At 39.8% G+C, this 16390-nt stretch carries 11 protein-coding genes; all 11 read right to left on the bottom strand.

The window, feature by feature from the left end:
- Positions 1-10: 10 nt before the first annotated feature.
- The gene (gene fusA / locus A3GQ_RS0114650; RefSeq protein ID WP_028777693.1) at positions 11-2086 is read right to left on the bottom strand and encodes an elongation factor G; all 2076 of its coding nucleotides are present in this window, start codon (positions 2084-2086) and stop codon (positions 11-13) included.
- Between the two features lie 66 nt (positions 2087-2152).
- Complete coding sequence (rpsG, locus tag A3GQ_RS0114645; protein WP_028777692.1) at positions 2153-2623, bottom strand: 30S ribosomal protein S7; 471 nt, start codon at positions 2621-2623, stop codon at positions 2153-2155.
- 42 nt (positions 2624-2665) lie between these two features.
- The gene (rpsL, locus tag A3GQ_RS0114640) at positions 2666-3082 is read right to left on the bottom strand and encodes a 30S ribosomal protein S12 (RefSeq protein WP_028777691.1); all 417 of its coding nucleotides are present in this window, start codon (positions 3080-3082) and stop codon (positions 2666-2668) included.
- Between the two features lie 142 nt (positions 3083-3224).
- On the bottom strand, positions 3225-3476 hold the full coding sequence (locus A3GQ_RS0114635; protein ID WP_028777690.1) for a ribosomal L7Ae/L30e/S12e/Gadd45 family protein: 252 nt from the start codon (positions 3474-3476) through the stop codon (positions 3225-3227).
- Between the two features lie 276 nt (positions 3477-3752).
- A complete protein-coding gene (locus A3GQ_RS0114630) occupies positions 3753-4895 on the bottom strand; it encodes an ABC transporter permease (RefSeq protein ID WP_028777689.1) in 1143 nt (380 codons plus the stop codon).
- Positions 4896-5993 carry an ABC transporter permease gene (locus A3GQ_RS0114625; protein ID WP_028777688.1) on the bottom strand — a complete coding sequence of 366 codons (1098 nt, stop codon included), beginning with the start codon at positions 5991-5993 and terminating at the stop codon, positions 4896-4898.
- Between the two features lie 34 nt (positions 5994-6027).
- Positions 6028-6963 carry an ABC transporter ATP-binding protein gene (locus A3GQ_RS0114620; protein WP_028777687.1) on the bottom strand — a complete coding sequence of 312 codons (936 nt, stop codon included), beginning with the start codon at positions 6961-6963 and terminating at the stop codon, positions 6028-6030.
- A gap of 116 nt (positions 6964-7079) precedes the next feature.
- Positions 7080-8183 (bottom strand): sensor histidine kinase, encoded by a 1104-nt coding sequence (locus A3GQ_RS0114615; protein ID WP_028777686.1) that lies wholly within the window; start codon positions 8181-8183, stop codon positions 7080-7082.
- An 8-nt stretch (positions 8184-8191) separates the two neighbouring features.
- Complete coding sequence (locus tag A3GQ_RS0114610; RefSeq protein ID WP_028777685.1) at positions 8192-8833, bottom strand: response regulator transcription factor; 642 nt, start codon at positions 8831-8833, stop codon at positions 8192-8194.
- A gap of 254 nt (positions 8834-9087) precedes the next feature.
- Positions 9088-12699, bottom strand: a complete 3612-nt coding sequence (gene rpoC / locus A3GQ_RS0114605; protein WP_028777684.1) for a DNA-directed RNA polymerase subunit beta' — start codon at positions 12697-12699, stop codon at positions 9088-9090.
- 15 nt (positions 12700-12714) lie between these two features.
- A complete protein-coding gene (rpoB, locus tag A3GQ_RS0114600; protein ID WP_037465082.1) occupies positions 12715-16299 on the bottom strand; it encodes a DNA-directed RNA polymerase subunit beta in 3585 nt (1194 codons plus the stop codon).
- Between the last annotated feature and the right edge of the window lie 91 nt (positions 16300-16390).

Below are 16390 nucleotides of genomic sequence, written 5' to 3'. Positions count from 1 at the left end.
ATCTATCACTTTAGACAGTAGTAGCTTTTTTAATAATTTCTTCTGCTACACTTTTTGGTACTTCTGCAAAGTGGTCGAATTGCATGGAGAATACTCCGCGACCTTGGGTACGAGAACGTAGGTTAGTTGCATACCCAAACATTTCAGCAAGTGGAACCATTGCACGAACAACTTGTCCACCACTACGAGCTTCCATACCCTCTACACGGCCACGACGGGAGCTAGCATCACCCATCACATCACCCATGTATTCTTCAGGTACAGTTACTTCCACTCTCATGATTGGCTCAAGAATTACGGGGTTACACTTGCTTTTTGCAGCTTTCAAAGACAAGGAACCAGCAATCTTAAATGCCATCTCAGAGGAGTCAACATCATGGTAAGAACCATCTACAATAGTAGCACGCACGTCTACCAATTGGAAACCTGCGAGAACACCATTAAGCATAGATTCTTCGATACCTTTTTGTACAGCTGGGATGTATTCTTTTGGAACAACCCCACCGACGATTTTGTTTACGAATTCAAAACCAGAACCTTCTGGTAGCGGCTCGTATTCGATCCAAACGTGACCGAATTGTCCTTTACCACCAGACTGACGAATAAACTTACCTTCGACTTTAGCAGCTGAACGGAAGGTTTCTTTAAATGCTACTTGTGGTGCACCCACGTTAGCTTCCACACGGAACTCTTCCTTCAGACGGTCTACAATGATCTCTAGGTGAAGTTCACCCATACCAGCGATAATTGTTTGGCCTGTATCTTCATCTGTGTGTGTGCGGAAAGTAGGATCTTCTTCAGCTAGTTTTGCAAGAGCCACACCCATTTTATCTTGGTCTGCTTTCGTTTTTGGTTCGATAGCAACTTCAATAACTGGTTCTGGGAAAGTCATGGATTCAAGAATGATCTCATTCTTTTCGTCAGAGAGTGTATCGCCAGTAGTAGTAACCTTTAGCCCAACTGCTGCAGCAATATCTCCTGCATATACAGTTCCGATTTCTTCACGGGTGTTAGCATGCATCTGTAAGATACGTCCAACACGTTCCCGTTTTCCTTTGGTTGTGTTTTGAACATAGGAACCAGAGTCTAGAGAACCAGAGTAAACACGGAAGAAGGTTAATTTACCAACAAATGGGTCTGTAGCAATTTTGAATGCAAGAGCAGAGAAAGGCTCTTCGTCACTGGAATGACGTACTGCCTCTGTACCATCAGGAAGCTCCCCTTGGATAGCTGGAACATCGAGTGGAGATGGTAGGTAAGCTACTACTGCATCAAGTAAAGGTTGTACCCCTTTGTTTTTGTAGGAAGAACCACATAGAACAGGAGTAATTTTCACTTCACAAGTACCTTTGCGAAGCGCTGCATTAATCTCATCTATGGTTAATTCTTCACCTTCTAGGTATTTCTCCATCAAGTCATCATCTAACTCAGCAACCGCATCGAGTAAGTTGGAACGGTACTCTTCTGCTTGTTCTTTGTACTCTTCTGGAATTTCTCTAGCTTCCGAAGTAGCACCTAGATCATCGGTATAAATGATGGCTTTCATGTTGATCAAATCGATCATACCCAAGAATGTGTCTTCCGAACCAATCGGAAGTTGGATTGGTACAGCGTTTGCTGCAAGACGATCCTTCATTTGTTCAACGGAACCAAGGAAGTCTGCACCAATGATGTCCATTTTATTGATATATGCGATCCGCGGTACATTATAGCGATCCGCCTGACGCCAAACCGTTTCTGATTGAGGTTCTACTCCGCCTTTTGCGTCAAAAACCCCAACTGCTCCATCTAATACACGAAGGGAACGCTCTACCTCTACGGTAAAATCAACGTGCCCCGGAGTGTCGATTATGTTGATACGATGACCTTTCCACTGTGCAGTTGTCGCAGCGGAAGTAATCGTAATCCCACGTTCTTGTTCTTGTTTCATCCAGTCCATGGTAGCTGCACCTTCGTGCACCTCACCAATTTTATGAACACGACCAGTATAAAACAAAACACGCTCGGTTGTCGTTGTTTTACCCGCATCGATGTGAGCCATGATGCCGATATTTCGTGTATTTTTCAAGGAGAATTCACGTGCCATGAAAAACTTCTCCCTTCATATAACCTAAGTAGTTGATGTGTCCAAGTAGTTAGCTTGGAACGTAAATTACCAGCGATAGTGAGCAAACGCACGGTTTGCTTCTGCCATCCGGTGTACGTCTTCTTTCTTCTTCACAGCTGAACCACCATTATTAGCAGCGTCCAAGATCTCGTTAGCAAGACGTTCTTGCATGCTCTTTTCATTACGAAGACGAGCATAAGATACTAACCAACGAAGACCTAGGCTTGTACGACGCTCAGGCTTTACTTCAATCGGTACTTGGTAGTTCGCACCACCAACTCGACGTGCTTTTACTTCCAAGACAGGCATTACGTTTTTCAAAGCTTGTTCGAAAACTTCCATTGGGTCATTTCCAGAACGATCTTTGATCAACTCAAACGCATCATACAAGATACGCTGTGCCTTCCCCTTTTCTCCATCGTACATAAGACGATTGATTAGACGGGTAACGAGTTTGCTGTTGTAAATTGGATCTGGTAATGCATCACGACGTTCTACAGGACCTTTACGTGGCATTGGATTCCCCTCCTTTTCTCTATGGATGTGTATTTTAAAACATTATTTTTTCTTCGCACGTTTTGTTCCGTATTTGGAACGACCTTGTCCACGGTTTTGTACACCTGCTGTATCAAGCGCACCACGAACGATATGGTAACGTACACCAGGTAAGTCTTTTACACGACCACCGCGAACGAGTACAACGGAGTGCTCTTGTAAGTTGTGACCAATACCAGGAATATAAGCAGTCACCTCAATACCATTGCTCAAACGAACACGCGCATATTTACGCAATGCGGAGTTAGGTTTTTTAGGTGTCATGGTTCCTACACGAGTACAAACCCCACGTTTTTGAGGTGAACTTTGTGGAGTGCTCTCCTTGCGGAAACTGTTAAAGTTCACTTGCAATGCAGGAGATTTGGACTTCACGATCTTGTTTTTACGCCCTTTGCGTACTAACTGATTGATTGTTGGCATTCTTTCCACCTCCTCGGATTTATTTCTATTTAAAACAACAGATCCAGGTGGATCGTAATTTGCGAAAAAAATAGAGTAACCATTAGAAACCTATATCGCATATAGTCGACGTCTACACGATACCATTCCTAAAAGTCAGCACCTAATCTTTCAATATGGCTACAGCAGCTGTCCCTACTTGAATCCCACTAGCTTTCCCTAGATCCTTCATAGAAGACACATAGGAGTAAGCTACATCCTTTTGCTCACAGAGTGTCTGGATGGGATGAGTCAGAATGAGATCAGCATCTTTTGCCAATGCGACAAAGGAAACCATCTGTCGTTCAATCGCTTTTCTCGTTTGCTTTACTCCAATAATGAGTTGCTTAGCTTGTTTCACTTTTTCATAAGACATAAGGACAGCCCTCCAAAGTGATACTCATACAAGCACAGGAGAAATCTTACCACCATGAAACGAAAAAGTCAATACTTATATGCATCCATATAAACATACATCTTTTTTATATTCATTAAAAAAGTAGTTTAATTTTTCACATGCCTCTTTGCTCAATAGAATATTTAATACTAAAATTTTCCATCGTCTCCAATAGTATATCATTTTTATCACAAGCTACTAAAAAAACTCCCTCGAATTAAAAAGTACAGGGAATTTTCTTGAGATGAATCACTCTTAGATAAACTTTTTCACCACATTATTTTTACTAAATTTGTAAATAGCTATCAAAGAGAAGGCTAGAGCGAAAGCTAGTAATACCATAATGTTCAAATATATACTCCCAAAGGTATGATCTGATTGTAGCTGGGTCAACGTATCTAATACCCATCGTTGGGGAAGAAAGTTTGCTATCTTTATCATGATATCAGGCATGGAACTCAGCGGCATAAAACATCCAGCTATTAAACAAGTTGGTACAATAAAGAAAGTGAGCATGGCTCTGTAATTAGCTGACCCATTAGCTAAAGCCACTGTGACTAAAGAAAATCCAACAGATACGAAAGAGAAAAGAACAAGAGTAATTGCCATTTGCCATACAGGGAAATCAGGAGCAATAGCAAATGCTTTTATTACAACAATAACAAGGAGTATTTGTAAAGTCATTATGGCTACATTCACGATAACATTCGATATAACATATTTTGTTGCATTGATTGATGTTGTTAATAATCGGAAGTACGTTCTATTTTCTTTTTCTATAAGAATAATCCCTGATAAACTAGCTGCTGTAAAAAGCATAATGATGATAAGTTTTCCCATGATTTGATAAGTAAGACTGTTTATTTTCGAAGTGTCTTCAATTGAGTGAACGTTAAGTTTGAGAGTAGATTGATGATAATCAGTATACAATTTTTCAAAAGTTGCTTGATCTCCTTTAGACAAAACACTGATTCTTGCTATGTTATTAATATATTGATATAGATAGGACGTTACTAAGCTTGTGACTTCCGTCCCCTTTACAGAGGTAATTTCGATATACATCGGGTCCCCAGCTTGTACACTTTGCGAAAAACCTTTCTGAAAGGTGATAACACTATCTAATTCCCCATCATCTAATTTTTTGCTAGTCTCCTCTGACTTAATATGACTTACCTTTGCATTTTTAAAGCTTTGAAGCATCTTTATTGTATCTGTGGTCATTCGGTTTTGATCTTGATTGACAATTCCGATGTTTAAGGTAGGTTGCTCATTGTTTTGATGTATAACAAGCGATAAGAGTAATCCCAATATCGGCATACCTAAATAGATAATTATGCTTTTTCTATTACGAAAGATAACTTGAAAATTATGTTTGACTAGCCAAATGATATCTTTCAATTACAGTCCCTCCCGTCTGTGTAGCAAAGTAATGGTAACCAAAAGAAATAGTAGGGATACAACAATATTGAGTACAATGGCAAGAGTAGCAGTTGAAAAATCATTGGCATAGATGAGGTCTAGGATTGCTTCATTGACCCAGTTCAATGGATTCAAATAAAATACTCCACTTATATCTTCCATTTTGTAAAAAGTTCCGCTAAAAATAGTGGTAACTATTGCGACTACTTGAATAACCGAATTGGCAACTTTGGCTGATTTTGTGATGGAACCAATAATGACCCCCAGGCTAGTCGCTAAAAATACTTCTGTTATGAGCACGAAAATCACTACACCCAGATTTGCTCCCCAGTTTGCATTGAATATATATTTACTGATTACGATAACAACTAGGAAATAAAATGTGTTAATGAATACACTTCCAAAGATCTTACCTAGAAAAATTTCTAATTTGGTGATTGGTGCAACAATCAACCTATCTGCTGTATTTCTTTTTCTTTCTTCACTGATCAAATGGATAGCATTTGCAGTTCCGAAGAGAATCATCATTGTGGTCATACTTACACTAAAGTAATCAATCGCTCTTGGTTGTTTGTTTGAATAGATTGTTGTCTCTTTTATATAGTCATCTTTCATGTCCATTGTCATCAGCACCAGTTGATCGACCTTTGCTGAATTAGCCAGATTGGACTGATCAACAAAAGTGTTCAACATACCTTGGATCACATTTCCCCCTATCGTCTTGTTATCGTTTTGATAAAAGTAAATCCCATGTTTATTCAGTTCCACATACCCATCATAACTATTTTGTTCTACCTTTTTTTTACTGTCCTCTGGATTTTCTGCTTTTTCAAAAAACACCTTAGAGTTACTTGCTTCATTCATAAACATTTGAAATTCTTTGCTAAATGGAGTGTTCGGCTGTTCCATATATAATACTTTCATGTCTCCAATAGTAATTGTACTTTTAAACGAATCTAGGAATATCGTACCCAATGCTAAGATTAATATCACAGGTAAACCCAATGCAAAGAATAAGGTAGTTGGATTGCGAAAGCTCGTTTTCATTTCTTTTATAGCAATACTTACTATATTCAATAGATAAACCTCCTTTGTATAATCGAAAACGACATCAATCGCGTAAATTTCTTCCTGTAAGGGTTAAGAATACATTCTCTAAATTAGATGATTTCTCTTCAACCGAACGAATTTCGATTTCATTACTCAAAAAGTATTGGATGATTTGATTAAGATTGTTGATATCCATATCAGAATGAATCTTAATCACTCTCTCATCGATTTGTATCGATTCTACTCCTTTGATTTTTTCAATCTCTTGTGCTCTGATATTTTTATTCGATTTCACTTCGATCCAAATATCTTTTTTATCCGTAACAACTGCCTGCAACTGTTCTTTTGTTCCCTCCACAATAACTTTTCCATGATCTACAATTGCAATTCGCGTACAAATCTCTTCTACTTCCTCCATGTAGTGACTAGTATAAATGATCGTGCTTCCCATTTTATTCAGCTTTTTAATGGAATCGAGAATGTAATTTCTAGTTTGTGGATCAATTCCTACGGTAGGTTCATCCATGATGAGTAACTTTGGTCGATGTGCAATCGCACATGCTATATTCAACCGTCTCTTCATTCCACCTGAAAAATTTATTGGGTAACTATTATGCTTATCGCTTAAACCTACAAATTCTAATGCTTCAGCAACTTGCTCTTTCAATCTACTGCCACGCAATCCGTATAGACCGGCAAAAAATTTCACATTTTCATATACAGTTAAATCTTCGTAGATGGCCAAATCTTGTGGGACAATCCCAATATTCATCTTGGCAAATTTACGATGTTTGACGATGTCTTTCCCAAGTATGTTGATTTGTCCAAAAGTACTGCGTAACAAACCTGAAATCATATGGATGGATGTACTTTTCCCTGCGCCATTAGGACCAAGAAACCCAAAAATTTCCCCTTCTGCAACAGTTAGTGTGACATTATCGACTGCAATAAAATCACCAAATTTTTTCGTTAATCCCTTCATTTCTAAGACTTTCATACGATCACCTCTTCATTTCTTGCCTTCATTATAAAAAATAGAATGAACTACAAACAGTGCTGTAGTTCATTCTATATACATGAGAATTATCATTTTTCTACCATGAGATTTCGCACTTATGGTAAGGGAAATAACATCGTTACAGAAAATCCATTCGAACCATCCACAATAATCGTGCCATTGATCGAGGCGATTCGCTCTTCCATTCCCGAAATTCCTATTCCTTTCTTCATATTGCTTGAACCAGTACCATTATCTTTCACTTCCACTTTCAACATCCGATTCAATACATGAATCTCTATCGAAACTACAGAAGCGTTCGCGTATTTCATTGTATTGGTTAGGCTCTCTCTAATATTTTCATAGATTACTTTCCATTGAAGTGGTGAAATCATTTCAACATCCCCTTTATGGAGAAGAGAAGTTTGAAGACCCTGCTTCGCAGTAAAATCATCTAAAAATAATCGAATACGTTGTATTCCCATTTGTTGTGTTGCTGGTTTGATATCTTTTAGTGTGACTCTGATTTTTTCAATGCCATCCTTTGAAATGTTAATTGCATTTTGTAATAGTTCATTTGATTTTTCACGATCTTTAACCAATAAACTCTTTGCTGCTTCCATTTGAATTAAAGCACTCGTCATGGAGTGCCCAATCTTATCATGGATATCTTGTGAGAGGCGGTTTCTTTCTTCCAATTGAAAAGTGTACTTTGATTGCTTGATATATTCATCATTATCATGTAACTGTTTTTGCAGTTTCTGTATTTTTATTCTCATTCGGTCATTTTGCACTTCATAATTTTCTAATCTCTGCATCGCCTGTATTTCCATAACAAACACCAAAAAACTAAACACACTCACCAATACATAGATTAACCGATCACTTTCTGTTACAAATAACACCGGTAGGAGTGTCAACGCCAAAACAATCCACTTTTTACGGATATAATATACAATATATTCATATAAGTTGATGGGTAAAAGAATGATGAAAAAACTGTCAACAAAAACAAAACAAACACCAATGAAAACCATGGATAGGATCACCAAAGATTTTTTACCTAATTCCCATTTGGTGATGGGAATTGTCATATTTATCGAAAAATATAAAAGTAACAAGAGTACGATTACTGATGTCTGGACTGATTTGGAACCAATTTCGCTAAAGGCAATGTACCCAAGTAATAGAAGCTTATTGAGAATAATTCTAGATTCGATAATGTTCCTCATTTACTTACTTTACCTGTCAAATAATAAATGGCGAGCTGTGTTCTATGTTCTAGCCCTGTTTTCCCCAAAATAGAAGAGACATTATTCGCAATCGTACCTTCTGAGATAAATATTTGTTTGGAAATTTCTTTATTGGAGTATCCTTTTGAAATGAGTGCTAGAATACTAAGTTCCCTTTGGGTAAAAGAGCTTGTATCGATCTTCGTTACTTCTTCATTTGTTACAGTTAAATTGCTCTTTATTTTTTCTAATATCACATCTTGTATAATGCTATGACCATTGTAGACACTTCTGATAGCATCACGAATATGCTCAGGATCAGTATTTTTCAGCAAGTATCCTTTAGCCCCATTTTTGATAGCCTCTAAAATATACTCATCATCATCAAAAGTTGTCAAAATTAACGGTTTTGTTGTGGTGTGTGCGGCAATTAATTTCGTTGCTTCCACACCATTCATATTTGGCATTCGAACATCTAACAATGCTATATCAACATCATGGTTTTTACAATATTCAAATGCCTCTTGCCCATCTTTAACCATGCCTAAGATATCAAACTCGTCATAGGTAGTTAATATAATTTTCATACCTTCCCTAATAAATGCATTGTCATCTGCTAAAAGTATTTTAATCCTCATCTACCACTTTACACCTCTTTCCCTAATTTATTTGTAAAGCAAGGAGTTGAATTGAAAATTATAGAAGGAATTTAATGACTCGAAATAAAGTTTTCTTTTTATATATAAGAAAATCAACAGCTCCATCGTAATACGAAAGAAAAGTTAAGACAAGTAAGACTATCTGCATTGCTTTACATACAAATACTCTTCTATTGTTGAACCAATTCATAAAAAAGAACAGAGGTTCATAACGAACCTCTGTTCACTAATAATTAGTCAATTAAAACTGTTTCTTTTTCATCAACCGTCTCAGCTACTTCATTAGCTAATTGAACATCCAGTGTGCGATAGCGAGTCATACCAGTACCCGCAGGTACCAATTTTCCGATGATAACATTCTCTTTCAATCCGAGAAGCTTATCTACCTTCCCTTTAATTGCTGCATCCGTAAGAACACGGGTAGTCTCTTGGAAAGAAGCAGCAGATAGGAATGACTCTGTCTCCAATGATGCTTTGGTGATACCCAATAACACTGGTCTTGCTACAGCAGGTTCTCCACCAGCTAGTAATGTCTTTCTGTTAGAGGATTCATAGTCATGAATATCTGTAACAGAACCAGGTAGGAGATCCGTAGTACCAGCATCTGTGATACGAACTTTTCTCATCATTTGTCGAATCATAACTTCGACGTGTTTATCATTAATTTCTACCCCTTGTAGGCGGTATACTTTTTGTACTTCTTGCAGGATGTATGCCTGTACACCTTGGACACCTTTGATTCGCAGTAGTTCTTTTGGATCAATGGATCCCTCAGTCAGAACATCCCCAGAAGAAACTTCGTCTCCTTCGATCACTTTTAATCGAGAACCATAAGGAATCGTGTGCGTCTTGCTCTCAACTTCGCCTTCAATTTCGACTTCACGACGATCTTTTACTTCTCGAATTTCAATGACTTTCCCGTCGATCTCTGCAACGATAGCCTGACCTTTCGGATTACGCGCTTCAAATAGCTCCTGAATACGGGGCAAACCTTGGGTGATATCGTCTCCTGCTACCCCTCCAGTGTGGAAGGTACGCATGGTCAACTGGGTTCCAGGTTCTCCAATTGATTGAGCCGCAATAATACCTACTGCTTCTCCGATCTCTACAGGTGTTCCAAGTGCTAAGTTACGACCATAGCATTTTTTACATACACCATGTTTGGTACGGCAAGATAGAACGGAACGAATAACAACTGTTTCAATTCCTGCTTCCATTATTTCGGTAGCTATTTCTTCATCAATTAATTCGTTAGGACTAATGATGATATGATCTGTCTGTGGATGACGAACAGTTTGGTAACTAACACGCCCTACTATCCTATCATACAAATCTTCGATAATTTCGTTACCATCATGGATACGTTTGACAAGTAACCCTTTATCCGTCCCACAGTCTTCATCCCGAACGATAACATCTTGGGCAACGTCAACCAAACGTCTGGTCAAGTAACCTGAGTCAGCGGTACGTAGTGCGGTATCCGCCAAACCTTTCCGTGCACCGTGGGTGGAAATAAAGTATTCCAATACTGTCAGACCTTCACGGAAGTTAGTACGAATAGGCTGCTCAATAATTTTACCAGCTGGGTTGGCCATCAGACCCCGCATACCAGCAAGCTGAGTGATCTGAGAGACGTTACCACGAGCACCGGAAAATGCCATCATATAGATTGGGTTGTATCTACCCATGTTGCCCATCAATACTTCCGTAATGCGATCTTTCGTTTTACTCCAGATGGAAATAACACGCTCATATCGCTCATCATCGGTGATCAAACCACGACGATATTGCTTAACGACAGTTTTAACTTGTTCTTCTGCTTCTGCCAAGATATCTTTCTTCGCTTCTGGAACCATAACGTCTGATACAGACATGGTGATACCAGCTTTGGTGGAGTATGAATATCCAAGCGCCTTCACGCGGTCCAAGATAACAGAAGTCATCATCGTGCCAAAACGACGGAAACACTCTGCAATAATAGCACCTAGATCTTTCTTGGTCAGTGCTCCAGGTTCCTCCAAAGTTTGGATAAACTCAGGAATATTCACACCTTTTTCATAGATGAAATATTTCTCAGGTGTAGCGGTAAAGTTTTTCTTCCCTGGCTCATTGATATATGGGAAATTCTCTGGAAGAATCTCATTAAAGATCAATTTACCTGGCGTTGTAACAAGTAATGAAGATTGTTGTGCCTCAGTAAAAGTGGTTTTCTGTAATGATTTCACTGGTATTGCAATGCGAGTGTGCAAGGAAACATAACCATGATGATAAGCACTAATCGCTTCTGCTATCGAATAGAAAACACTGCCTTCGCCTTTTTCTCCTGTCTTTTGAATGGTTAGATAGTAACAACCTAGTACCATGTCTTGAGAAGGAGTAACAACTGGTTTTCCATCTTTTGGGTTCAAGATGTTTTGTGCAGCTAACATAAGTAGACGCGCTTCTGCTTGTGCTTCCGCTGACAACGGTACGTGAACAGCCATTTGGTCACCATCAAAATCAGCATTGTAAGCTGTACAAACTAGTGGGTGTAGACGAATCGCCCTACCTTCCACCAAAATTGGTTCAAACGCCTGAATACCAAGGCGGTGAAGTGTAGGTGCACGGTTCAGTAACACAGGATGTTCTTTAATAACTTCTTCCAAGACATCCCAAACTTCTGGATGAATACGTTCTACTTTGCGTTTCGCACTCTTGATGTTATGTGCTAAACCTTTTGCTACTAGCTCTTTCATCACAAAAGGCTTAAATAGTTCCAAAGCCATCTCTTTCGGTAAACCGCATTGATACATTTTTAGGTTAGGTCCTACGACGATAACGGAACGTCCAGAGTAGTCAACACGTTTACCCAAAAGGTTTTGACGGAAACGTCCTTGTTTCCCTTTGAGCATATGAGAAAGAGATTTTAGTGGTCTGTTTCCAGGGCCTGTAACAGGGCGTCCACGACGTCCATTGTCGATCAACGCATCTACAGCCTCTTGTAACATACGTTTTTCGTTTTGCACGATAATATCTGGAGCACCGAGGTCCAATAATCGTTTGAGACGGTTGTTACGGTTGATTACACGGCGATACAAATCATTCAAATCAGAAGTAGCGAAACGTCCACCATCTAATTGAACCATAGGGCGAATTTCAGGTGGTATAACAGGGAGTACATCCATGATCATCCAATCAGGACTGTTTCCTGAAGAACGAAAAGCTTCCAATACTTCCAGACGTTTGACTGCACGATTCCGACGCTGTCCTTGTGCTGTGACTAATTCTTCTTTTAATTGGTCTACTTCTTTATCTAGATTGATAGAAGCAAGAAGGCGTTTGATTGCTTCTGCTCCCATCATCGCTACAAAACCATTACCATACTTCTCACGGTAACTACGAAACTCTTTTTCGGATAAGAGTTGTTTCTTTTCCAGAGGAGTAGCACCTGCGTCTACTACAACATAAGACGCAAAGTAAATGACTTCCTCTAAAGACCGTGGAGACATATCCAAGACCAATCCCATGCGGCTTGGAATACCTTTAAAGTACCAAATATGTGAAACAGGAGCAGCTAGCTCGATATGCCCCATACGCTCACGACGTACTTTTGCACGAGTAACTTCTACACCACATCGATCACAAACAACGCCCTTGTAACGGACACGTTTGTATTTACCGCAGTGACACTCCCAATCTTTTTGTGGGCCAAAAATCTTTTCACAGAACAACCCTTCTTTTTCTGGTTTTAATGTTCTGTAGTTAATTGTTTCTGGTTTTTTGACCTCCCCGCGAGACCAAGACCGGATCTTTTCGGGAGAGGCTAAACCTATTTTCATATATTCGAAGTTGTTAACATCGAGCATCGGGCCATTCCTCCCTTAGGATTCCATGGTAGAGCGATTTTCCTGCTCATCCAGTTCAAAACCAAGTCGATCATTAGATGGCTCATCTTCATCATCTAACTCACGCATTTCAATCTCTTCTTCGTTTTCGGCCAAAATTTTAACATCCATCCCGAGACTCTGAAGCTCCTTAATCAATACTTTGAATGACTCTGGAACACCCGGTTCTGGTACATTTTCACCTTTGACGATCGATTCATAAGTTTTGACACGACCTACCACATCATCCGACTTCACTGTCAATATTTCTTGCAATGTATATGCAGCTCCATACGCTTCGAGTGCCCATACCTCCATCTCTCCAAAACGCTGTCCACCAAACTGCGCTTTACCACCAAGAGGTTGTTGCGTAACAAGGGAGTATGGCCCAGTTGAACGGGCATGGATTTTGTCGTCAACCATGTGAGCCAATTTAATCATATACATCACACCAACGGTTACACGATTTTCCATTGGTTCGCCTGTCCGGCCATCATGTAAAACAAATTTACCATCTGGTTCTAAACCAGCTTCGATCAAAGTCTCAAATACGTCATTCTCCGTGGCGCCATCAAATACTGGAGTTGCAATATGCAAACCTAATGTTTTGGCTGCCATACCAAGGTGAACTTCTAAAACCTGTCCAATATTCATCCGTGATGGAACCCCTAGTGGATTCAAGACAACTTCAACTGGTGTACCATCTGGTAAAAATGGCATATCTTCTTCTGGCATGATCCGGGCGATAACCCCTTTGTTACCATGTCGACCAGCCATTTTGTCACCTTCGGAAATCTTTCTTTTCTGAGCGATGTATACTCGAACAAGTTGATTTACACCAGGTGGTAGTTCATCGCCATTTTCTCTGGTAAATACTTTTACGTCCACCACGATGCCATCTTGACCGTGGGGAACTCGCAAGGAAGTATCTCTTACTTCACGAGCTTTTTCTCCAAAGATCGCATGAAGAAGTCTTTCTTCTGCTGTGAGTTCTGTCACTCCTTTTGGAGTAACTTTTCCTACAAGGATATCCCCAGCTTTGATCTCTGCACCTACACGAATAATTCCGCGCTCGTCCAAGTTTTTCAAAGCTTCTTCCCCAACGTTAGGAATATCTCTGGTGATTTCTTCTGGTCCTAATTTGGTATCTCTTGCTTCTGACTCATGTTTTTCGATATGAATAGAGGTATAAACATCCTCTTTCACTAGTTTTTCACTTAGTAGAATAGCATCCTCGTAGTTGTACCCTTCCCAAGTCATAAAGGCAACAACCACATTACGTCCTAATGCCATTTCGCCTTGTTCGGTAGACGGACCGTCTGCTAAGGTATCCCCAACCTCAACACGGTCTCCTGCTTTCACAACTGGACGTTGGTTCACAGAGGTACCTTGGTTGGAGCGAATGAACTTACTCAAACGATAGCGATCAAGGTCACCTTTGACAGTACGACCCTCGACTTCTGCTTCATGGCGAACTAAAATCTCATCTGCTGTTACTCGTTCTACTATACCAGCACGACGAGCCAGAACCATAACACCAGAGTCCCGAGCAGATTTGTATTCCATACCCGTTCCAATAAATGGAGACTCAGGTTTTAAGAGTGGAACAGCCTGACGTTGCATGTTTGATCCCATCAGAGCACGGTTGGAGTCATCGTTCTCTAAAAACGGAATACATGCAGTCGCTACAGATACAACCTGCTTAGGAGAAACATCCATATAATCCACTCGATCTTTTGGAACAGCAATTGTTTCATCTCGATAACGAACCGTAACGGAATCTTGCAGGAAGTTTCCTTCTTCATCAATCTGTGCATTTGCCTGTGCTACGTAATAGTTATCTTCTTCATCAGCTGTTAGGTAATCAATCTGAGCCGTCACCCGACCTGTTTCTGGGTCAACCCGGCGATAAGGTGTCTCAATAAAACCAAAGTTATTAATTCGTGCATAAGAAGATAGAGAGTTGATCAGACCAATATTAGGTCCCTCTGGCGTTTCAATTGGACACATTCTTCCATAGTGAGAGTGGTGAACGTCACGCACTTCCATCCCTGCACGTTCCCGAGTCAATCCGCCAGGCCCTAGAGCTGACAATCTACGTTTATGAGTCAATTCAGCCAATGGATTGGTTTGGTCCATAAATTGGGATAGCTGACTGCTACCAAAAAACTCTTTAATAGATGCAATAACAGGTCTAATATTGATCAGTGCCTGTGGTGTAATTGCGTTTGCATCTTGAATAGACATTCTCTCTTTTACTACTCGTTCCATACGAGATAAACCAATACGGAATTGGTTTTGCAAAAGCTCTCCTACTGAACGAAGGCGACGATTACCAAGGTGATCGATATCATCTGTCAGACCAACACCATGCAATAAATTAATGAAATAGTTGATAGAAGCAATGATATCTGCTGGTGTAATATGCTTGATTTCTTGGTCTACTTCTGCATTCGAAATAACTTTGATAATTTGGTCATCATTTTTAGCAGAGTGAATGTTTACAGATTGTAGGCGAACCAAACCTTCCGTCGCTTTTGGTTCCATCTGTACTCCGCCGCGAACTGTATATTCTTGCAGACCGTACGGTGCTTCGCCGATTAAATAAGGGATAACTTTATCCAATAGACGACGTTCTAACACTTGTCCAGCTTCTGCTAATACTTCACCCGTCTCGCTGTCTACAATATGCTCCGCAAGTTTTTGATTCAAAAGTCGGTTTTTGATATGTAGCTTTTTATTCATCTTGTAACGACCTACATTCGCAAGATCATAGCGCTTTGGGTCAAAAAATCTTGAGTATAGTAGATCGCGAGCATTTTCAGCTGTTGGTGGTTCACCTGGACGTAAGCGCTCGTAGATTTCGATGAGTGCCTTTTCGGTGTTTCCTGTATTGTCTTTATCCAATGAATTGCGAATATATTCATCTTCACCCAGAAGATCAATGATTTCTGCATCCGAACTATATCCTAGGGCGCGCAAAAGAACCGTGACAGGAATCTTTCTGGTACGGTCAATCCGAACATAAATAATATCCTTTGCATCCGTTTCAAGCTCTAGCCATGCGCCACGATTTGGAATTACTGTGGCAGTATATGTTGGTTTACCATTCTTGTCTAATTTCGTGCTATAATACACACTAGGAGAACGTACAAGCTGACTAACAATAACACGTTCCGCCCCATTGTAAATAAAGGTGCCTGTTTCCGTCATCAAAGGAAAGTCACCCATAAATACTTCTTGTTCTTTTACTTCGCCTGTCTCTTTGTTGATTAGACGCACTTTTACACGCAGTGGAGCAGCATAAGTAACTTGGTGGTCTTTTGATTCCTCCAAGTTATATTTTGGTTCGCCTAATTTGTAATCGATGAATTCAAGTACTAAATTCCCCGTAAAATCCTCAATCGGAGAAATATCCTGAAACATCTCACGCAAGCCTTCCTCTAGAAACCACTCATATGATTGTTGTTGAATTTCTATCAGATTCGGCAAATCTAGTATTTCATTAATTCGAGCGTAACTTCTACGGTTACGTCGACCGTACTGGACAAGTTTACCTAGCAAAATGAGCTCCCCCCTCATACCCTATCCAAGAGAACCAAAAGAAAATGGGTAAAAAAATTACCTCGGATGATACCTTAAAAGAAAACCTATTAACCTATCATAACCATAA

This window comes from Shimazuella kribbensis DSM 45090 (assembly GCF_000428065.1).
GTDB lineage: Bacteria > Bacillota > Bacilli > Thermoactinomycetales > Thermoactinomycetaceae > Shimazuella > Shimazuella kribbensis.
Note: the sequence above shows the minus strand (reverse complement) of the source record. Positions and strands in the feature narration are given on the sequence as shown.

Coding starts and splice junctions, on each gene's coding strand:
- fusA (WP_028777693.1), bottom strand. CDS start 2,086: ATGGCACGTGAATTCTCCTTGAAAAATACACGAAATATCGGCATCATG.
- rpsG (WP_028777692.1), bottom strand. CDS start 2,623: ATGCCACGTAAAGGTCCTGTAGAACGTCGTGATGCATTACCAGATCCA.
- rpsL (WP_028777691.1), bottom strand. CDS start 3,082: ATGCCAACAATCAATCAGTTAGTACGCAAAGGGCGTAAAAACAAGATC.
- A3GQ_RS0114635 (WP_028777690.1), bottom strand. CDS start 3,476: ATGTCTTATGAAAAAGTGAAACAAGCTAAGCAACTCATTATTGGAGTA.
- A3GQ_RS0114620 (WP_028777687.1), bottom strand. CDS start 6,963: ATGAAAGTCTTAGAAATGAAGGGATTAACGAAAAAATTTGGTGATTTT.
- A3GQ_RS0114610 (WP_028777685.1), bottom strand. CDS start 8,833: ATGAGGATTAAAATACTTTTAGCAGATGACAATGCATTTATTAGGGAA.
- rpoC (WP_028777684.1), bottom strand. CDS start 12,699: ATGCTCGATGTTAACAACTTCGAATATATGAAAATAGGTTTAGCCTCT.
- rpoB (WP_037465082.1), bottom strand. CDS start 16,299: ATGAGGGGGGAGCTCATTTTGCTAGGTAAACTTGTCCAGTACGGTCGA.